A 19647-nucleotide genomic window follows, 5' to 3' on the forward strand; every position below is an offset into this window, starting at 1 on the left:
TCTTCTCCTGCCCTCGGGAAGTTGCGATTGTTAGCGGCTCATTGATACGGAGCCAGAGTCCGGTCGGCGTCGCTTTGCGACTTTTCGAGCGCCTCTTTGGGCGTAATGTCGCCGCTCAACGCGGCCTGGACGTTGTCGTTCAGGAACTTGGTCACCATCCCGTTCTGATAAGTGGACAGCTCGCTGTCCGCGTACTGAAGTTGGTCTCTCGCCACCGCCGCCTGCGGGAACTCTTCCACATACTTTTTCAGCAGATCCGTCTCATAGGCCGATTTCGTCGTACCCACATAGCCGGTGTCGATGGACCATTGGGCGACCCGTTCGGGCCGGGTCAGGAACTTGATGAATTCCAGAGCGGCCTGTTTGTTTTCCTCTGGAATGTCCTTGAACACGTAGATGTTTCCGCCGCCCGTCGGCGAACCGTATTGCTTGTTTGCCGGGAGGAACGCGACGTCGAAATCGAAGTTCGCCTCGTTCTTGACACGCGTCAGGTTGCCGGTGGTGTGATACATCATCGCGGTCTTACCGCTGATGAAATCGGACGGCACCGTGGCCCATTCCAGGATGCCCTTGGGCATGATTTGGTGCTTCTGGCCCAGATCTACGTAGAATTGCAGCGCTTCCTCTACGTAGGGTTCTGTGAAGAACACCTTTTTGCCGTCACCGGACATGATGTTGCCGCCGGTTTGCAGGGCCATCGCCTGGAGCATCCAGTATTGATAGCCCGTACTGGGGATTTCAATGCCCCATTGGTCGCCGGTGGTCAACTGCTTGCCGTATTCCACCAGCTCTTCCCAGGTGGTCGGCGGTTTCTCCGGATCCAGACCCGCTTCCCGGAACTTGTCCTTGTTGTAATAAAGCACGATCGTGCTGCGTTGGAAGGGCACGCTCCAGATCTGGTCCCCGGATTTCGTGTTGCCCATGAACCCTTCGAAAAAGTCATTCCAATACTCTTGCGGGAAGTGATTTGTCAGTTCTTCGAGCACCTTCATTTCCAGCAGTGTATATAATTCCGTCGACAGGAGCACCGCCATGTCGGGAGGATTGCCGCCCTGCACCGCGGTCGTCACCTTCGTCATCGTATCCTGATAGCTGCCGGCATAAATCGGATTCACGACGATGTCGGGATGTTCCGCCATGAAGTCGCTGGCCAACTGGTCGATAAGCTGTTGGATCGGTCCGCCGACCGCCACGGGATAGTAAAATTCGAGTTCCACTTTCTTGCCCGATTGCGCCGCCGCTCCATCAGAGGAACCGCCGCTTGAGTTCGACGATTCGCTTCCGCCGGAACAGGCGGAAAGGCTCAACATGACGCTCAGGATGAGCGCCCAGAACGCGGTAATTTTTTTTCGCATACCGCACACCCCTCCACATGTCTGTTGGTTAACTTTGAGAGTGCAAACTCTGCGGAATCCTCTGCGGAATCCGTGAAGTCTATGAGATAGACAAAAGCACCTCCTCGCACAAATCAAAAAGCCTTTTGCTCGAAAGCGCTCTCACGCCAAATGAAAGCGTCCCCATTCTCAGTAAAAGGCTTCTCCTCAATCTCCACCTTTGTGCTATTCAATTGTGATTGTTGCTACGACAAAGGATAACGGAAATCGACAAAATTGGCAAGTTATTTTTTTTCTCGATCATCTTGCCACTTCCATAACTCCTTCGAGGAAGTGGATATCCCGATGGCTCCGTGATCGAGAACATTTTTCAGATCGTCCAGATCCGAGATCAGCCCGCCGGCAATGACGGGCAGGTCAATTTCCTGCCGCAACTTCCCCATGACCCGTGGAACGACGATGCCCGGGAGCACCTCGATCGCGTCCGGTTTGGAGCTCTTGATAATGCGGATGCTGTTGTCCAGCGAGACGGAATCAAACACGAACAGGCGCTGGATCGAGATGAGCCCGCATTTTTGGGCGAACTGAATGAGATTGGAACGCGTGGTCACGATGCCGTCCACGTTGATGACCTCGGCCAGGTACCGGACGCTCTCCGCGTCTTTCCCCAGTCCTTCCATCAGATCCAGATGGACGAACATCAGTTTTCCGGCATCTTGCACCCTCTCCGTAATTCCTTTCAGCGTAAATATATTGCCCGTCAACAGAAAGACAATGTTCGACGCGGTCCGGAGCACGGGTTCCAGATCATTGTCCGACACGATGGACGTGATGACCGGTTTGGTTTTGAGTGCGTAACTGATCGTTTTCATGTTGGTGTTCTGATTTTTCATTCATTCCCACTCTCATCGACGGACTGCGAAATGTCCCAAGTTGTGAAAGAAAGCGTTGTCATATCGCGCTCCTAAATTATAGTCCAGCCGATGGGTGGTTGGCAATTGATGCAGGAATTTTACCAATCAGAAACCCTTCACTCAACCGCGGAAAGGCATTCTGCCTGCCATAGGGTGAATAAACGGGTTCTCCAAATCTCGTACCCGGGTATATGGAATACGCAGCGCTTCCGTTTTTGCATATTAACATCCGCCTTCAATCGTTATCAAACAGCCCGTCCTCTTGCAGAAAGTCACAAAAACCAACACAACTTTTGAGTTTTGTGATATAATGCATCCAACAAGTCCATAGCGGTATGGAGACTTTGAGAAACCGTTCATTTTGCTTCGCCTGGTCTGGCGAAGCGGATGGCGGTTTTTTCTTTTATCAAAAAAAGGAGGATCGCACAAAGCATGGAGACATCTTTGAATGTGCAGCAAAACGGAGCAACAAAGGAAAACGGTTCCTTCGGCGGATTTGCAGCATGGAACCGGATGCGGGTGCTGCAGGCGATGAACCGGGAACCCTTGGATCTTCTCATCATCGGCGGAGGAATCACCGGGGTTGGCATCGCCCTTGACGCCGTCACCCGCGGACTGAGGACGGCGCTGGTGGAGATGCAGGATTTCGCCGCCGGCACCTCCAACCGTTCGACCAAACTCATTCACGGAGGCCTGCGCTATCTGAAACAAATGGAATTCGGCGTTGTTGCCGAAGTGGGACGGGAACGGGCTGTCGTCTACGAAAACGGGCCTCACGTCACGATCCCGGAAAAGATGCTTCTTCCGTTTTACAAGGGAGGCTCGCTCGGACCGGTCACCACGTCGCTGGGTCTTATGCTCTATGACCGGCTGGCAGGCGTCAAGCGGCACGAACGCCGCGTCATGCTCAGCGCGGAGGAGACGCTACAACGGGAATCGCTTCTGAAGCGGGAAGGACTTCTGGGCAGCGGTCTGTACGTGGAATACCGCACCGACGATGCACGGCTGACCCTAGAAGTGCTGAAAAGGGCGGTGGAATTCGGAGCAATGGCGGTGAACTACGCGGCGGCTGAGTCGCTCCTGTACCTGAGCGGCCGCGTGGCGGGAGCGGTCATCCGGGACCGCATCAGCGGCGACCGTTTTGAAGTCCGGGCCCGTCATGTCATCAACGCCGCTGGTCCCTGGGTCGACACGATCCGGGAGATGGACAAATCCAGAGAAGGAAAGACGCTTCGCCTGACCAAGGGCGTCCACATCGTGTTCGACGGGAAGAGGTTCCCGCTCCGACAGGCGATTTATTTCGACACGCCGGACGGCAGGATGGTCTTCGCCATTCCACGCGACGGCAAGACGTATGTCGGCACTACCGACACGGATTATCACGGCGATACTGCCCATCCCGTAATGGACCGGAATGATCTGGACTATCTGCTGAGCGCCGCCAATTTCATCTTTCCTTCGCTGAAGTTGACTTCCCGCGACGTGGAATCCAGCTGGGCTGGTTTGCGCCCGCTCATTCGCCAGGAAGGCAAAAACCCGTCCGAAGTCTCCCGCCGCGACGAAATTTTCGTGTCGCCTTCCGGTCTCATATCCATCGCGGGCGGCAAGCTGACCGGCTACCGCAAAATGGCAGAGAAAGTCGTGGACTTGGTGGGCATGAAGCGAAAGAATGACGGTCTGCCGGCCCTTCCGCCCTGCCGCACCCGCAATTTGCCGATTTCCGGCGGCGACGTGGGAGGCGGTTCGGGCTTCGGGGACTTCGTCCGCCGGCTGATTCCGGCCGGCACGGCCGCGGGACTCCGCGAAGAAGACTCATCCCGCATCCTGCATCGTTATGGTTCCAATGCCCGCCGGCTGTTCCAGCTGGCGGCGGAGTCTCGGGATTTCGCCGAAAGACACGGCCTGCCCGCCGCACTGGCCGCGCAGCTTCTTTATGCCATGGAAGCGGAAATGGCCGTCAAACCGGAGGATTTCTGGATCCGCCGCACGGGCATGCTGTATTTCGACCGGCCGCAGGTTGTGAAATGGAAGGAAGCCGTTTCGTCCGCCATGGCAGAACGGCTGGGCTGGAGTGAAGCTGTACGCAAGGAGTACGACCGCGATCTGGATCGGTTCCTGGAGGAAGCGGTCAACCCGACCGCGCCGTGAATCGGGGGGCCGGGTAAGGACATTTCTTTTGCCGGATGCCGGTCAATGGGCACATTCTCGGTCACGGTTCCGACCAATTGAACTTGCTCATATTCATCCTGTGACACCAATCCATGCCCGATATAAGCAGTTCTTTTCATGGCCTTCCCCCTTCAGCGACATGGAACTTTTTTGCATGTCCGACGAAGCAACCGGCTGCCGGGTTGCACCACCAAATGAAAAACAGCGCTCCGCGGGACCTTTGTCCTTCGGAGCGCTGTCTGCTGTGCATGCATGCCATTCCGTTACATCCGGATCAGTTGAAGAAACTCGTCCCTGAGCGCGGCGCTCTCCCGGAATTCCCCGCGGATCGCGGAAGTGACCGTCTTGCTGCCCGGCTTCTTGACGCCGCGGGCGCACATGCACAGATGCTCGCCTTCCACGACGACCATGACGCCGTGGGGATGCAGCCTCTCCTCGAGGATGTCCGCGATCTGGCTCGTGATGCGCTCCTGCACCTGCAGCTTGCGCGTGACCGCCTCGACCAGCCGCGCCAGCTTGCTCAGCCCGACGATTTTACCGCTCGGGAGATAGCCGATGTGCACCTTGCCGAAAAACGGCGCGAGGTGATGCTCGCACTGGCTGTAATAGACGATATCCTTCACGATCACGAGTTCTTCATGCTGCTCGTCGAACGTGACGCCGAGGACGTCGCCGGGATCGACCGAATAGCCGGCGTAGATTTCCTCGAACATTCGCACGACGCGGGCCGGCGTATCGAGCAGCCCTTCCCGGTCGGGGTCTTCCCCGATCATCCGCAGCATTTCCCGGACGAGCCGCTCCAGTTCGGCACGGTTCTCCGCCACATGCCGATTGGCATAATCCTTCACGCCTGCCATCTCGATGATCGCCTCCCCCGGAGGCACAACGGCCTATTTGCGGCCGATGTTCCCCCGTTTCATCATCTGCTGCGCGCGTTGCAGCTGCTGTTTGTTCAGGTTGTAGCCCATCTGCCTGGCCATCTTCTGCAGCATCTCCGGATCGCTCTGCATCTTCATCAGTTGCTGGCGCAGATAGAAAACGCCGCCCGCGAATCCGCCGACCAGGCCGACGACCAAAGTCAGAATCGGTATGATGATATCCCATGCGCTCATTTCGGCCGCCCCCCCTTCTGCATGATGCGTTCTCCCGCGATGCCACTAAATCATAGCACGTTCGCCAGCGGCCGGGCAACGTTCGCGGCCAACCGCTCCAGTTCGAGCAGGCGCCTTTTCGCGTCGAGCCCGCCCGCGTAGCCGACGAGCGATCCGTCCGCGCCGACGACCCGGTGGCACGGCACGATGATCGGCAGCGGATTCCGGTTGTTCGCCCCGCCGACCGCCCGCACCGCCGACGGACGGCCGATCGCCCCGGCGACCGCCTTGTACGAGCGGACTTCGCCGTACGGAATGGCGGCGAGCGCCGCCCACACCGCCTTCTGGAAGGGCGTGCCGTACATCGCCGTCGGCAGCTCGAACCGGAAGCGCTCGCCGCGGAAATAGGCCGCAAGCTGTGCCGCCGCTTCCTTGAGCAGCGGATCGTCCGGCGCGTGCCGGAAATCGCCGGCCAGTCCGTGCTCGGCCGCCCATGCGGTCAAGGCCGCGCGGCGCTCTTCCATCCGGCCGAATTCGACCCGGCACAGCCTGCCGTCCGCCTTCAGAAGCACGAGCGGTCCGACGGGCGAATCGATTTCGATCCAGCGGACAAGTGTCGGTTGCCCCATATCCATACCCAGTCCTCCTTCCGCAGCGCATGCGGCGGGCGTCAGACGCCCGGCTTCGCCGCGCCTTCCTCGTATATAGGAACGCCGCTGTCCGCGCCGCCGTGCCTGCGGTCGTCCGCTCGGCCGCCGGCCGCATCCCGCGGCTCGGGATTCTCAAGCGCCTCAAGCGCCGCCTTGATCCGCGCCGAAGTTTCGGGATCGGCCTCGCGATCGAGCGCCTGCCGCAGCGCCCGCTCCGCCTCGGGGCCGCCGATGCGGCCGAGCGCCCAGGCGGCCGTGCCGCGCAGCACCGGACGCGGATCGTCCGTCAGCACGCGGATGAGATCCGGCACCGCCGACGCCTCGCGGAAATGGCCGAGCGCGATGACCGCGTTGCGCTGGATCGGCTTCTTGCCCCGCCAGGCGGCGGCGGACGCGCCGAACCGCTCCTTGAACTCGCGGTTGCTCATCGACAGCAGCGGCACAAGCAGCGGCTTCACCGTGTCCGGGTCCGGCTGCAGCTCCTCGTGATGCGTCCAGTCCTTGCCGCGGTTCACGGGGCAGACGATCTGGCACGTGTCGCAGCCGTACAGCCGGTTGCCGATCTTGCGCATCTGCCCGTCGCTCAAGTAACCCTTGGTCTGCGTCAGATACGAGACGCACGCCTGCGCATTGAGCTCGCCCGGCCCGACGAGCGCGCCGGTCGGGCAGGCGTCGATGCACTTCGTGCACTCGCCGCACATCTCCGTGACCGGCGCATCCGGCGGCAGCGGCAAGTTCGTGATCATCTCGCCGAGGTACACCCAGGAACCGAACTCGGGCGTGATGATCGAACAGTTCTTGCCGCTCCAGCCGATGCCGGCCCGCTCGGCGACGGCGCGGTCGACGAGCGCGCCCGTGTCCGTCATGGACAGCGCCCGAAGCTCCGGCGCCCGCTCGCGCAGCCATGCCTCGAGCCGGCTCAGCCGGTCCCGCAGCACCTCGTGGTAGTCGCGCCCCCATGCCGAGCGCGACAGGATGCCGCGGCGGGCCCCCGGCTCGGACTTCGGCGCATCGCGCAGCTTCGACGGATAGGCGACCGCAATCGCGATGATCGATTGCGGGTCCTCCATCAGCAGCGCGGGATTCGTCCGCTTGTCGAGGTCCGGCTCCTCGAAGCCGGATTCGCGGCCGAGCGCGCGGTGCCGCTCCAGCGTGCGCCTGAGCTCTGTGAACGGCTCCGCCGATGCGACGCCGATCTTGTCGATGCCGAGCGACCGCGCCGCCGCTTTCATCTCCGCCTTCAGCTCGGCGTAAAACGCCGCGGGCCGCTCCGTCATGGCGGACCCCACGCTCCTCTCGTCAGCCCGGCTGCGACTGCCGCCTGATCTCGGCCCGGGCCAGCTCGTCGCACCGGTTGTTCCATTCGTTGTCGCTGTGGCCTTTCACCTTCACATAGGATACCCGATGCCGCTGCATCAGCGACCAGAGTTCCTGCCAGAGATCCTGATTTTCCACCGGCTTGCCCTTGCTGTTCCGCCAGCCGTTCTTCAGCCAGCCCTGCATCCAGTTCTGCCGGAAGCAGTTCACCACATACGCCGAATCGCTGTACACCGTCACGGCGCAAGGCTCTTTGAGCTGCTTGAGCGCCTCGATGACCGCGACGATCTCCATCCGGTTGTTCGTCGTCATCGGTTCGCCGCCGGATATTTCTTTGCGATGCGGTCCATAGAACAGAACGGCGCCCCAGCCCCCCGGCCCCGGGTTGCCGGAACATGCGCCGTCCGTGTAGATCGTCACTTCTTTCACGTGCCGTGTCGCTCCTATATCTTCTTCCAGCGCGGGATCGGCCAGAGGATGAATTCCGCCTTGCCGAGCAGGCTGCCCGCCGGCACCGTCCCGAACGAACGGCTGTCCTTGCTGGCGCCGCTCCGCCGGTTGTCGCCCATGACGAACACCTTGCCCGGCTCGACCGTGAGCGGTCCGAAATCGGGACCGGCGATCGCAACATCCGCGTACGGCTCGGCCAGCCGCTCGCCGTTCACATACAGCACGCCGCCGCGGATCTCGATCGTGTCCCCCGCGACGCCGATGACCCTTTTGACGATATACTTGCTGTCGCCGGGAGTCGGCGCGGGATCGACCAGCACGGCGATGTCGCCGCGGGCCGGTCCGCCCAGCCGGTAGCCGATCTTGTTGACGAGCAGCCGCTCGCCCGTCTTCAGCGTCGGTTCCATCGAGATGCCGTGCACGGTCGTGAGGTCGAAGACGAACAGTTTCAGAACCGCCACGACGACAACCGCAAAGGCGAGCGACTTGAGCCAATCGGACAGCTCTTCCCGCCATCCCTTCGGCTTCGCGCCGCGCTTTCGCCGGGACCGTTCGCGCCTGTCGGCGAACCGTTCATCCGTCTCCGTGGTCTCCGCCGGTTTGTTCATGTCATCCTCCGCCCGCGGATGCCCTCAAGGGCGCTGAGAATAGAAAAGCATATCTTGCGGCCAAAAGCAAGGCGCGCAACATATGCTGTGAGAACTTCGATCGATTCGACGCCCAAGGCCGGCCTTCAGCCCGCCATGATCGCGAGTTTTCGGTTCGAATTTTGGAAATCCTGGGCTTTGTAGCCCATGGCTTCGTATAGCGGAAGAATCGGTTGGTTATGCTCGTCCGCGGCAACCATGACCTGCGTTACCTTGCGCTGTTCAAACCGGATCTTGAGCCCCTGGATCAGCGCCTTCGCGCATCCCCGGCCGCGATAGTCCGGATGAACGGCGATCCGGTAGTAATAGCCGCGGTCCCTGTCGATCGTGCCGATGATGAAGCCCGCGATGGCGCCTTCAATCTCCGCCACCAGGATCAGGTCGCTGTCCCAGCCGAGCTGGCGGGCGAAAGCTTCGCGCGTCTCTTCACAACAGGCTTCGGAGAGAACGGACTCCATCAGCTCCGATACCGCACGGTAATCCGACAGTTGAAAAGAGCGAACAACCATGGAATGAGTACCCCCGCATTTTCGTCAAATGAGAAAAGACAAGCACCTTTTCATTTACGACAAAAATGAACGGATTCCTGCAAAATCTTAAAAAAAGTTTAAAAAATTCGTCTCATTCGTGGAAATGCTGTCCGTAGATGTGTATTTTAAGCGCTTACTTCCATTAATAGTTAGCCTTGTTCGGAAATGCGGGTTCGCAGCTGCGGCAGACAGCGGCACCTTCCATTGTTACTTTATGCTCGGGCTCACCGGCAGGTCCCATGCGCCATGTCTCGTCTTATCGAAATGTATATGAACGAATCCTCGACAGATTCCACCCCGACTCAAATCACCCCGTACGCCCGCAGCGTCTTCAGCCGTTCCACCGTTATCCAGCCGCGCCATGCCAGCTCCGCGCCGGGGCTGACCGTCTGCCAGTGGATCGGCCAGCCGCCGTCTTCCCGCTGCAGGCGGACGAGCGTCTCCAGATGCTCCCGCACTTCCGACTCCGTGACGAATTTCGCCGCATGGCTGTCCGGACGGGGGGCCCAATCGAGCACTTTATGCACATAGCCTTCGGCGTCAGGGTTGCGCTCGATCGTCCCGGGGCGGCCCAGCCACGCATCGAACTTGGACAAGTGCCGTTCGGCCCGATTCCGGTCGGGCGCATGCAGCAGAAACATCAGCCAGTTCACTCCGTCATGGTAGCCTGCCGGCTCTTCCCGCTCCACCACGCGCCAGACATACGCTTCGTTCTTCACGAACCATTCTTCCGCGAATATCTCCGTCCGCACCCGCTGCTTGTACAGGAGGCCGAGGATGCTGCCGGTCGGGTTGATCGAGGGCACATCGTCGCGCTCCGCCCTCCACCACGGGGCATGCGTGTATTCGCCCGCGCTCTTGAAGACGAAGGGCAGCCCGCCGTCCGGCAGCGTGATGCCGCGCAAATACCGGATGATCCCGTCCAGCACGTCCGGGGCGAAGCAGCCGATCTTTCGTTGTTTCCCATCGTTCCATCCTCCCTCATTCTCCGTCAAATTCTTGCCGCCCCGCTCGATGACCGTCCCGTCCGGCATGCCGTTCGTACCGTTCGCATACCTGCCTCGCCATGCCGGCGATCTCGCGCCGAAGCCGCTCCGGCTCCATCACCTCGGCATCCGGCCCAAGCGTGTAAAAGAAGCGCACCGCCCAGTGCCATTCTTCAGCGAGCCGCGTGAGCGCGCGGAGCGCGAACAGCAGAGTGAGCGCCTCTTGCGAATCCAGCTGCAGCGGCGGCAGCCTGTACCCTTCCATCAGCCGGAAGCCGCCGGCGGGCCCGGGCTCTGCCCAGATCGGAACGCCCATCTCGGCGAGCGCCTGCATGTCCCGCAGAATCGTCCGCCTGGACACCTCGAACTTGTCCGCCAGACTTTGCGCCGTCTCCGGCCGCTGCTGCAGCGCGATCAGAATCGCCACCAGCCTGTCCATCCGTCTCAACGCGGTTCCCTCGCTTCCCGTCATGATCATAGCAACACGACGGTGACATGAAGATTGTCACCGATTCAAGCCTTCCTCGCGCCGGACTTTCGCAACATCCATGTTGATTTATTCCGGCGAATCATGGATAATAATGCTGTAAAAAATTGAACGCAGGAGGTAAACGAACCATGGCTCATCAACTGCCACCGCTTCCGTACCCGACGAACGCGCTCGAACCGCACATCGACGCGACGACGATGGAGATCCACCACGGCCGTCACCATAACACGTATGTCACGAACCTGAACGCAGCGCTCGAATCCGCTCCGGAACTGCAAAGCAAGTCGGTCGAAGAGCTGATCTCGAACCTGAACGCCGTTCCCGAATCGATTCGCACGGCTGTTCGCAACAACGGCGGCGGCCACGCGAACCACTCGCTGTTCTGGACTACCTTAAGCCCGAACGGCGGCGGCGCTCCGACGGGCGCGCTCGCTGCGGCGATCGACAGCGAACTGGGCGGCTTCGAGAAATTCAAGGAAGACTTCACGAAAGCGGCCACGACCCGTTTCGGTTCCGGCTGGGCCTGGCTGGCGGTATCGCCGGAAGGCAAGCTGAAAGTGTACAGCCTGCCGAACCAGGACAGCCCGCTCATGGAAGGCGACACGCCGATCCTCGGTCTGGACGTATGGGAGCATGCTTACTACCTGAAATATCAAAACAAACGCCCGGACTACATCGCCGCGTTCTGGAACATCGTCAACTGGGACGAAGTCGGCAAGCGCTACGAAGCAGCCGTGAAGAAATAAAAATAGCCTGACAAAAAGGGGTTTTCCCGCTGCGGGAAAACCCCTTTTCGCTGTTTACGTCTCGCCGGATCCCGCCGGCGCGGCTTGCTGCGCGTTCGGCCGCCGGTTCCGGTGCTGCTCGCCGCCCGAACGGTCGCCCTTGGGATGGCGCGATCCGCGCGGCGCGTCGCCGGGGCGCGCGTTCGGCTGCCGGCCGCAATGCAGGTCGCCGCGGGAAGCCTCCGGCTTCCGGCCGCCCGATTGATGCTGGTGCCGCTCGCCCTTGCCCGGCGCACCCTGGCCCTGCTGTCCGCCGCGCGGCTCCTGCCGCCCGCCGGACGCCCCTCCGCGCTTGCCGCCGTGCTGTCCGCCGCCCTGCCCCTGCGGCTTCTGCTGCCCGAATCCCGGGCTCTTGGGCGCCTGCCGCTTCTGCTGCTTCTGCTGCTCGCGCTGTTCCCGCGCTTCCCGCAGTTCGCGCTGCAGAATGAGCGCTTCCAGCTCCGCCCGCTCGGCCGCGATGCGGAGCGCCCGGCCTTCCCGGCCGGTCGACTGGTCGGCCCGCCAGCGCATGAGCCGCTCGCCGCCGGGCAGCGCGGCCGCCTTGCCGGCGAGGCCGGCAGCAGTCTCGCCGGTGGCCGGCAGCGCGTGCGTGAACACGACCGGCTCTTCTTCCGGCGCCGTCCGGCTGCGTTCATCCCCCGGCACCCGCCGCAGGACGAAGTACGCGCAGCCGAAGTTGCAATATTCGTGCAGATAGTCGACCAGATGGCTGATCGACGTATCTTTCGTCGCTTTCGGATGATTGTCGCGGAAAAATCCTTTCAACCTCAGCTGGTTGTAACCCCAATCGCCGATGACGTAATCATAGCGGTCCAGCACTTCGCTGTACCGTTCCCTGAAGGCTTCGGGGTTCCAGCCGCCTTTGTGATCGAGCACCAGCTCGAATACTCTTCCGCCGATATTGATCAAGATGAACCCCCATTTCCCGCACCGGTTCTGTTCCGATGCTTCCCCGAATCCTTTCGCTCAGTTTCCGGCCGAATGGGTCAGCGCCGCCGCCGCCGATTGCACCTGCTCATGGGCATGATAGGAACTGCGCACGAGCGGACCCGATTCGACATGGCGGAAGCCTCTTTTGAGCCCTTCTTCCTTCAGCGCTTTGAATTCGTCCGGATGGACGTACCGCTCCACGGGCAGATGGTTCGGCGTCGGCTGCAAATATTGTCCGATCGTCAAAATGTCGCAGTCCACGGCGCGCAGGTCGTCCATCGCCTCGAGAATTTCGTGCCATTCTTCCCCGACCCCGAGCATCAGGCTCGACTTCGTCGGAATGTTCGGCTGCATCTCTTTCGCCTTCCGGAGCAGTTCGAGCGAGCGGTCATATTTGGCCTTCGCCCGCACCTTGTCCGACAGGCGGCGGACCGTCTCGATGTTGTGGTTCAGGATGTCGGGCTTCGCGTCCATGACGGTGCGCAGCGCATCCCAGTTGCCCATGAAGTCCGGAATGAGCACCTCCACGCTGCACAGCGGCAGCCGCTTGCGGATCGCCTTGATCGTCATGGCGAACACCTGCGCGCCGCCGTCGGCCAGATCGTCGCGCGCGACGCTCGTCACGACGCAGTGGCGCAGCATCATCTGCTCTGCCGCTTCCGCGACCCGTTCCGGTTCGGCCAGATCGAGTTCCGTCGGCTGGCCGGTCTTCACCGCGCAGAACCGGCAGGCGCGGGTGCAGATGTCGCCGAGGATCATGAACGTCGCCGTCCGGTTCGCCCAGCATTCATAAATATTCGGACAGCGCGCTTCCTCGCATACGGTATGCAGCGTCTTCGCGCGCATCATCGTCTTCAGTTCGGCATAGTTGCCGTCCGTCGCAAGCCGGATCCGAAGCCAGTCCGGCTTCGGCAGCCTTTGCTTTTCGCGTGTGCTCATGGGGGATCCCCGCTTTCCTTACGGGCGGGACCGCAGTCCCAGACCCTTGCTAGAGTGGAGCCATAATCTTTCTTATTATAACACGATTCGGATAAAAACCAATGATCTGCAGATGCTAACGGAGGACAAGGAGGCGATGGAACGCTATGCTTCGGTTGACGCGGAGAGGCGCGGGGAGCCGGTTCGACATGGCATCGCGGGCCGTTCGACGCATCGCCGCAGCCTGCGCCGCCCTGGCGCTTCTGGCTGCTGCGGCGGTTCCCGCCGCCCAGGCGGCGCCCGCGGCCGGCAAGGTGACGCCGGAGCGCGACGTCTATGCCGAACGCCGCGCGCTGTTCGACCGGATCAGCATGCTGACCGGCATCCCCTGGCACCATCTGGCCGCCATCGATCAGTACGAGCGGACGCTGACGAAGGCTCGTCCGAAATCACGACCGCAGCCGCGCGGTCTGATCGCCATCTATGTGCCGCCCGAACGGTGGGCGGGCGAGCTGAACCCGGACGAGAACGAGACGAATCCGGCGGTCATCCGCCATTTCGGCGGCATCGGCCTGGACGGCAACGGCGACAGACGCGCCGACCGGACGGATGACGAGGACATCCTCTGGACGGTCGCGCAGCAGTTGCTCAAATCCGGCACGGCGGAAGACGATTTCGCCATCGGGCTGTGGGAATATTACCACAACACCCGCGCAGTCCAACGCGTCCTGCAGTTTTCCGCGCTGTACGCCGCCTTCGACCGGCTCGATCTCGACGATCACGCGTTCCCGCTGCCCGTCCGCGCCGACTACTCGTATCGGGACACCTGGGGAGCGGCGCGGGGCTGGGGCGGCTACCGGATTCACGAGGGGACGGACATTTTCGCAGACTACGGCGTGCCCGTCCGCAGCACCTGCTACGGCGTCGTCGAGACGAAAGGATGGAACCGGTTCGGCGGCTGGCGGATCGGCATCCGGGACCTTGACAATGTGTATCACTATTTCGCCCATCTGTCCGGGTACGACAAAAACCTGAAGCCCGGCGACATCGTGAAGCCGGGCCAGGTCATCGGCTGGGTCGGCAGCTCCGGCTACGGCAAGCCGGGCACGTCGGGCAAGTTCCCGCCCCATCTCCACTTCGGCCTGTACCGCGATCGCGGTCTCGTCGAGTGGGCGTTCGATCCTTACCCGCTGCTGAAAAAATGGGAGCGCGAGGACTGGCAGCGGATACGGAACGGCACGTACAAGTGGTGAACGGCCGCGGATCTTTTTCTCACGATTCCTCCGGCACGGCGTCTTCGTTTCCGGTTCCGGTCTCTTCATGCGCCTCGCCGGAGGTTTCTTTGTCCGGTTCCGGCAGCGGCAGCGCGATATTCGGCGCGTGATCGGCCGTTGATCCGGATGGATTGCCCTTGTTGTCGTAATAGTACATCGGCACGTCGCCGACGACGAGCAGATAAGAGATCGGAATTTCCGTCACGACCGTCTCCGGCTGCGTATCGAACGGAATGATGATGGCCATTTCGGCTGTAATCCGGATATACACTTCCACGAGAATCATGTTGATGCCTGCGTCCCGCTGGCGCGTGCCCAGCTCCACCTTCGCCGCGCCCACGGGCTCGAAACGGACGGGCAAGCGCGGGCCGAACGACGCGATCACCGCGCTGCCGATCGCCTGGCCGATCGGGATGTGCTCGGGCACATGCTTGATCTCGTGCAGCGTCCGCTGCACCGTCTCGATCGTCTCCGAAGTGATGCGCATGTGCTCGGCATAGTTCAGCATGAAGCCGGACACCCGTCCGTCTTCGCTTTTCTGCCATTCCACGAGCCGTTCCGCGTTCGCATGGCTCGCCACATGATTGCTGATCGCCTCGTTGATCGCCCGCGTCACGATCTGCTTCACCCGCATCGTGGCGACATGCATGAGCGGCGGGCGGAGGTTGCGTTCCACATAGACGAACGTGACGGTCACGAACACGAAGAAGGACAGGAAGACGATCAGGAACAGCCGCTTTCCGCCGAGCCTCCGTCTTTCCCGGCGCGGAGGCCTTGAGCTGACGCGCATTCGCGTCCCGGCGGGCCGGTGATGCCGTTCGCCCCGCGCCGGACGGGCGAACAGAGCGGTCCGGCCGCCCGCGACAAAATGGCCGCCCGATGCGGGCCGGTTTCCGGAGACGAACCGGCCCCCCGAGGCCGGACGGCTGCCGGCGGCAAATCGTCCGCCCGCGCCGGGCCGGCGCCATCCTCTGCGCCGGCGGATGCGCATGACGCCGCGCCTTCCCGGCAAGAGCGCGCCGAGCCAATGCGCGATGCCGCGTCTTCCCCATCTCGCCATTCGCGTCACCTCCGCTGTCTGGCCGCCAGCCGCCCGTCCGACGGCTTCCTCATCCCAGCATATGCGCCCCCGCCCGGAAACATTTCCCCGCCGTGATCTTCCGCCCGCCTTCATTGACATCCGGCGCCTGCTGCGTTTTAATGGTGAGCAGATAGATATGATTGGTCGGTTTTAGCTTGAGGATCACGATTTCGGAAGGAGGTCCCGACATGAAGGAAATCCCGCTTCCCCTGATCAAAGCGAATCAGGCCGGCATCGTCCTGTTCGTCGTCATCGCGCTGGCCTCTCAGCAGCCGTGGTGGATCTACGCCCTGTTCCTCATCCAGCTTGCCGGCCTTGCGTTCGGCCCGCGGGCGAGCCTGTTCATTCTTCTCGCCCGGTCGGCGCTGGCGGACGAGCGGCTGAGGCGGTCCGAGACGCAGGCGGCGGAGCTTGCCAGGTTCAACCAGACGATCGCCGTGCTGCTGCTCGGCCTGTCGTCCGTGTTCCATCTCGCCGGCTGGAGCTGGCCGGGACACATCGCCTCCGGCATGGTCGGACTGGCCGCGCTGGCCGCCCTGGCGGGCTATTGCATCGGCTGCACGATCTACTACCAGTACAAGAGATGGCGGGCGCTGCGCGCGCGTTGAGGCCTTGGCGCGCGTGGAGATCAACCCCTTCCAAGTCGTTCGGCCCGATAAGCGAAGCTGCTTCGCTTATCGGGCCGAATTTTCGGCATTCACCCGAAAAAGAAGAAAATTCTGCTTCTATTCCGGAAAATTTGCGCGAAATCGGCCGGTTCCCCGGAATCAGAAGAAGATTCTGCGCCTATTCGCGTCGACTTTGCCTTTTCGGGCGGAATGGCGGCAATTTTTGCGCCAATCCGCACCCCGACGGTCCAGGACGCCAAGAAAGCCGATCAGGAACAGCCCTCCTGGTCGGCTTTCTTGTCCAAAATTCAGTCCAGCGTGAATTCCGGCAATCCGGCCGGCAGCGGCGCGGGCTTCGCGCAGGTGCTCACCATGACGTAATGCCGGCCTTCCTCCGACGCCGCGTGGAAGCCGTGCATCGCCTCGAGCACGTGGTACGCGAGCGTGCCGTTCGCGCGATACGGCCGGCCCGTGCGGATCGCCTTCGCCATGTCGGCGGCGCCGACGCCGCGCGAATTGCCCGTGTAGCCGTGGGTGAGCGGCACTTCAATCCATTCGCGCGCGCCGGCTCGGGACAACTGCACCGGACCGCCGAACGTGTTCGGGTCCGGCACGACGAGCGTCCCGTCGCTGCCGTACACTTCGATGCGCGGCAGCGTCGAGCCGCCCTTCACGTCGAAGCTTGTAATGATCGTGGCGACCGGTCCCGATTCAAAGTCGATGACGCCGGCGATGTGCGTCGGCACTTCGACCGGAATGACCGTTCCGGCTTTCGGCTGGCTCGTGATCGTCCGCTCCGGGAACGAGATGCGCGCCGAGCCGGTGACGCGCCGGATCGGGCCGAGCATCGCGACGAGCGCCGTCAGATAGTACGGCCCCATGTCGAACATCGGCCCGCCGCCGGCCTGATAGTAGAACTCCGGCGACGGATGCCACGACTCGTGGCCGCCGCTCATCATGAACGCCGTCGCGCCGATCGGCGTGCCGATCGCCCCTTCCTCGATCAGCTTGATGCAGGTCTGGATGCCGCCGCCCAGGAACGTGTCGGGCGCGCTGCCGACGAGCAGCCCCTTGCGTCCGGCCAGCTCCAGCACCTCGCGGCCTTCCCCGCAGGTCACCGCCAGCGGCTTCTCCACGTACACGTGCTTGCCGGCCTCGAGCGCCTGCAGATTCACCGGCGCGTGTGCCTTCGGAATCGTCAGGTTGATGACCATCTCAATCTCCGGATCGGCGAGCAGCTCTTCGACGGAGCAGCCGCGCACGCCGTATTCCGCGCCCTTGGCGATCGCCCGCTCGACGTCGATGTCCGCGCAGGCCACAATCTCGAGCGATTCAAACCGGCTGCCGTTCTGAAAATAAATCCCGCTGATGTTGCCGGTGCCGATGATGCCGGCTTTCACTTTGTCCATAGCCGAACTTTCCTTCTTTCCGTGTCGAGTGTTGGTGCCTTCGATGCTCCCGTCAGCCCGTCAGCCCGCCAGCCGCCGGATTCAGTCCGGACTGTCGCCCATGCCCGTGTAGCTGGTGTAAATCACCGGGTTGGTGCTGCCGTAAAGCTCCTTGCCTTCCGCCGCCCACAGGAAACCGCGGCGCATCAGCTCCGTCACTTCCGGCATGCGGAGCACGCTCGCCACGTGGCCGAGCGAACAGTAGTAGACGCGGCCGACGCCCCAGCGCTTCGTCCAGACGACCGGCATGTCCACGGGACCGTTCAGCTCATGCGGGCCGGGGACGGTCGGGAACTGCGTGACGGCCAGCACTTCGACCGCGGGATCCACATGCAGATAGTACTGCTCGCTCTTCACCGTGAAGTCCTGGATGCCCGCCGTCAGCGGACTCGACGAATGTTTGATCTTGACGAGGTATTCGACGCCATCGTTGCCCGGATGGGCGACCCAGTTGCCGCCGGTCATGAACTGCCAGTCCACGTTCTCGCGGAACGCGTCGCACATGCCGCCGTGGCAGCCCGCGAGACCGACGCCGCTCTGCACCGCCTCCGACACGTTCCGCACGTAGCGCTTCGGAATCTTGCCCATCGTCCAGATCGGGATGATCAGGTCAAGCGACATCAATTTTTCCTTGTCCGCAAAAGCCTCCAGCGTATCCGACACTTCGACGGAAAATCCTTCCTTCTCCAGGATGCCCCGGAAATGTTCCGCGGCCTGGTCCGGCTCGTGGCCCATCCAGCCGCCCCATACGATCAACGCTTTTTTCATGAGGTTCCCCTTTCTCTTCTGTCCAGCGCAACGTTCCGATTACATTTCGCTGATCTTCACCCAGCGGCGCTCATCCACCGACTTCTCGACCGCCTCGAGCACCGCCTGGCATTTCACCCCGTCGGCAAAGTTCGGCACCGGCTGGCGGCCTTCTTCGATCGCGTTCAGCAGTTCAACGATGACATGCGTGAACGTCTGGCCGTAGCCGATCGAGTGTCCGGCCGGCCACCAGGCGTCCATGTACGCGTGCGCCGCGTCGGTCGCCATGACACGCCGGAAGCCCTGCACATCTTCCGCGTCGTCCGTGAAATAAACCTGCAGCTCGTTCATCCGCTCGAAATCGAACTTCACGCTGCCCTTCGAACCGTTGATCTCGAACGCGTTCGTGCACCGGTGGCCGGGCGCGAAGCGCGTCGCCTCGAAGCTGCCGAGCGCTCCGTTTGCGAACCGCGCGAGGAACAGCGTCGCGTCGTCGACCGTTACCTCGCCTTTCGGCGCGGAAGCATCGCCCTTCGCGCTGAGGCCGGTCATCGAGGACGGCAGCGGGCGCTCCTTGATGAACGTCTCGCTCATGCCGACGACCTCCTCGATATCCCCGATGAGGAAATGCGCAAGGTCGATCAGATGCGCGCCCAGGTCGCCGTGCGCCCCGGAGCCGGCCACGTTCTTGTCCAGCCGCCAGACGAGCGGGAAGTCCGGGTCGATGATCCAGTCCTGCAGGAACCATGCGCGGAAGTGGTAGATCCGGCCGAGCCGCCCTTCCTGCACCAGCTTCTTCGCGAGCTGAACAGCCGGAGCGAACCGGTAGTTGAAGCTGACCATGTGCTTGACGCCGGCTTCTTCGGCGGCCTGCAGCATCTCGCGCGCGTCGGCGAGATTCAGCGCCAGCGGCTTCTCGCAGAACACGTGCTTGCCCGCCTTGGCGGCCGCGACGGCAATTTCCTTGTGCGCGTCCGACGGCGCGTTGATGTCGACGATGTCGATGTCATCGCGCTGCACCAGCTCGCGCCAGTCGGTGACCGCCGACTCCCAGCCGAACTGGGCGGCCGCCTGCTCGACGCCGGCCTTGTTCCGGCCGCAGATCGCCTTCATGACCGGAACCGGCGTACCGGGGAACGCCATCGGCACTTCCTTGTAGGCGTGGCTGTGCGCCTTGCCCATGAATTTGTACCCGACCATGCCGATGTTGTACTGCTTCATGCGGATCACTCCTCCCACGGGGATAAAGTTGTATGAAGGTCCGGGCGCATGGCGCCG

The 19647-nt window shown here is 62.2% G+C and carries 21 protein-coding genes; 4 read left to right on the top strand and 17 right to left on the bottom strand.

All coding sequences use genetic code 11. The annotated features are described in order from the left end of the window. Positions 1-38 precede the first annotated feature (38 nt). Positions 39-1355, bottom strand: a complete 1317-nt coding sequence (locus tag THECO_RS14785) for an ABC transporter substrate-binding protein (RefSeq protein ID WP_015255843.1) — start codon at positions 1353-1355, stop codon at positions 39-41. A gap of 263 nt (positions 1356-1618) precedes the next feature. After that, positions 1619-2227 (bottom strand): glycerol-3-phosphate responsive antiterminator, encoded by a 609-nt coding sequence (locus tag THECO_RS14790; RefSeq protein ID WP_015255844.1) that lies wholly within the window; start codon positions 2225-2227, stop codon positions 1619-1621. A gap of 453 nt (positions 2228-2680) precedes the next feature. On the opposite strand from THECO_RS14790, the gene THECO_RS14795 reads away from it, so the two are divergent. Then, on the top strand, positions 2681-4396 hold the full coding sequence (locus tag THECO_RS14795) for a glycerol-3-phosphate dehydrogenase/oxidase (RefSeq protein WP_015255845.1): 1716 nt from the start codon (positions 2681-2683) through the stop codon (positions 4394-4396). 284 nt (positions 4397-4680) lie between these two features. On the opposite strand, the gene folE is transcribed toward THECO_RS14795, so the two are convergent. The 9 genes from folE to THECO_RS22745 all read right to left on the bottom strand — a co-directional run bounded on the left by folE (position 4681) and on the right by THECO_RS22745 (position 10527). Further along, complete coding sequence (folE, locus tag THECO_RS14800; protein ID WP_015255846.1) at positions 4681-5274, bottom strand: GTP cyclohydrolase I FolE; 594 nt, start codon at positions 5272-5274, stop codon at positions 4681-4683. 33 nt (positions 5275-5307) lie between these two features. After that, a complete protein-coding gene (locus THECO_RS14805) occupies positions 5308-5529 on the bottom strand; it encodes a YneF family protein (protein ID WP_015255847.1) in 222 nt (73 codons plus the stop codon). A 50-nt stretch (positions 5530-5579) separates the two neighbouring features. Beyond that, positions 5580-6137, bottom strand: coding sequence for a methylated-DNA--[protein]-cysteine S-methyltransferase (locus tag THECO_RS14810; RefSeq protein ID WP_157373583.1), 558 nt, complete (start codon positions 6135-6137; stop codon positions 5580-5582). 41 nt (positions 6138-6178) lie between these two features. Beyond that, positions 6179-7435: a tRNA epoxyqueuosine(34) reductase QueG gene (gene queG / locus THECO_RS14815; RefSeq protein WP_015255849.1), complete on the bottom strand. Its 1257-nt coding sequence runs from the start codon at positions 7433-7435 to the stop codon at positions 6179-6181. 22 nt (positions 7436-7457) lie between these two features. Next, on the bottom strand, positions 7458-7904 hold the full coding sequence (gene rnhA, locus THECO_RS14820) for a ribonuclease HI (RefSeq protein WP_015255850.1): 447 nt from the start codon (positions 7902-7904) through the stop codon (positions 7458-7460). Between the two features lie 14 nt (positions 7905-7918). Beyond that, entirely contained in the window at positions 7919-8533 is a 615-nt protein-coding gene (lepB, locus tag THECO_RS14825) for a signal peptidase I (RefSeq protein WP_015255851.1), read from the bottom strand. 125 nt (positions 8534-8658) lie between these two features. Beyond that, on the bottom strand, positions 8659-9081 hold the full coding sequence (locus THECO_RS14830; RefSeq protein ID WP_015255852.1) for a GNAT family N-acetyltransferase: 423 nt from the start codon (positions 9079-9081) through the stop codon (positions 8659-8661). 323 nt (positions 9082-9404) lie between these two features. Next, positions 9405-10136 (bottom strand): hypothetical protein, encoded by a 732-nt coding sequence (locus tag THECO_RS14835; protein ID WP_015255853.1) that lies wholly within the window; start codon positions 10134-10136, stop codon positions 9405-9407. Beyond that, positions 10084-10527 (bottom strand): HTH domain-containing protein, encoded by a 444-nt coding sequence (locus tag THECO_RS22745; RefSeq protein ID WP_052835921.1) that lies wholly within the window; start codon positions 10525-10527, stop codon positions 10084-10086. The genes THECO_RS14835 and THECO_RS22745 overlap by 53 nt, the downstream gene beginning before the upstream one ends. A 179-nt stretch (positions 10528-10706) precedes the next feature. Between THECO_RS22745 and THECO_RS14845 the strand changes: the two genes are divergently transcribed. Continuing rightward, positions 10707-11324: a superoxide dismutase gene (locus THECO_RS14845; RefSeq protein WP_015255855.1), complete on the top strand. Its 618-nt coding sequence runs from the start codon at positions 10707-10709 to the stop codon at positions 11322-11324. Between the two features lie 54 nt (positions 11325-11378). On the opposite strand, the gene THECO_RS22050 is transcribed toward THECO_RS14845, so the two are convergent. Beyond that, positions 11379-12272, bottom strand: coding sequence for a YutD family protein (locus THECO_RS22050; protein ID WP_015255856.1), 894 nt, complete (start codon positions 12270-12272; stop codon positions 11379-11381). A 57-nt stretch (positions 12273-12329) separates the two neighbouring features. Then, a complete protein-coding gene (lipA, locus tag THECO_RS14855; protein WP_015255857.1) occupies positions 12330-13232 on the bottom strand; it encodes a lipoyl synthase in 903 nt (300 codons plus the stop codon). Positions 13233-13378: 146 nt separating this feature from the next. On the opposite strand from lipA, the gene THECO_RS14860 reads away from it, so the two are divergent. Then, positions 13379-14464 (top strand): M23 family metallopeptidase, encoded by a 1086-nt coding sequence (locus THECO_RS14860; protein ID WP_015255858.1) that lies wholly within the window; start codon positions 13379-13381, stop codon positions 14462-14464. 19 nt (positions 14465-14483) lie between these two features. Here THECO_RS14860 and yunB read toward each other — a convergent pair whose 3' ends face one another. Then, positions 14484-15545, bottom strand: coding sequence for a sporulation protein YunB (gene yunB, locus THECO_RS14865; RefSeq protein ID WP_015255859.1), 1062 nt, complete (start codon positions 15543-15545; stop codon positions 14484-14486). Positions 15546-15754: 209 nt separating this feature from the next. Here yunB and THECO_RS14870 point away from each other — a divergent pair, with 209 nt between their 5' ends. Further along, the gene (locus THECO_RS14870) at positions 15755-16174 is read left to right on the top strand and encodes a DUF4395 domain-containing protein (RefSeq protein ID WP_015255860.1); all 420 of its coding nucleotides are present in this window, start codon (positions 15755-15757) and stop codon (positions 16172-16174) included. 308 nt (positions 16175-16482) lie between these two features. Here THECO_RS14870 and THECO_RS14875 read toward each other — a convergent pair whose 3' ends face one another. The 3 genes from THECO_RS14875 to THECO_RS14885 all read right to left on the bottom strand — a co-directional run bounded on the left by THECO_RS14875 (position 16483) and on the right by THECO_RS14885 (position 19590). After that, positions 16483-17583: a Gfo/Idh/MocA family protein gene (locus THECO_RS14875; RefSeq protein ID WP_015255861.1), complete on the bottom strand. Its 1101-nt coding sequence runs from the start codon at positions 17581-17583 to the stop codon at positions 16483-16485. 81 nt (positions 17584-17664) lie between these two features. Next, positions 17665-18390, bottom strand: coding sequence for a ThuA domain-containing protein (locus tag THECO_RS14880; RefSeq protein WP_015255862.1), 726 nt, complete (start codon positions 18388-18390; stop codon positions 17665-17667). Positions 18391-18429: 39 nt separating this feature from the next. Beyond that, on the bottom strand, positions 18430-19590 hold the full coding sequence (locus THECO_RS14885) for a Gfo/Idh/MocA family protein (protein ID WP_015255863.1): 1161 nt from the start codon (positions 19588-19590) through the stop codon (positions 18430-18432). Positions 19591-19647: the final 57 nt, after the last annotated feature.

Source organism: Thermobacillus composti KWC4 (assembly GCF_000227705.2).
GTDB classification, from domain to species: domain Bacteria; phylum Bacillota; class Bacilli; order Paenibacillales; family Paenibacillaceae; genus Thermobacillus; species Thermobacillus xylanilyticus.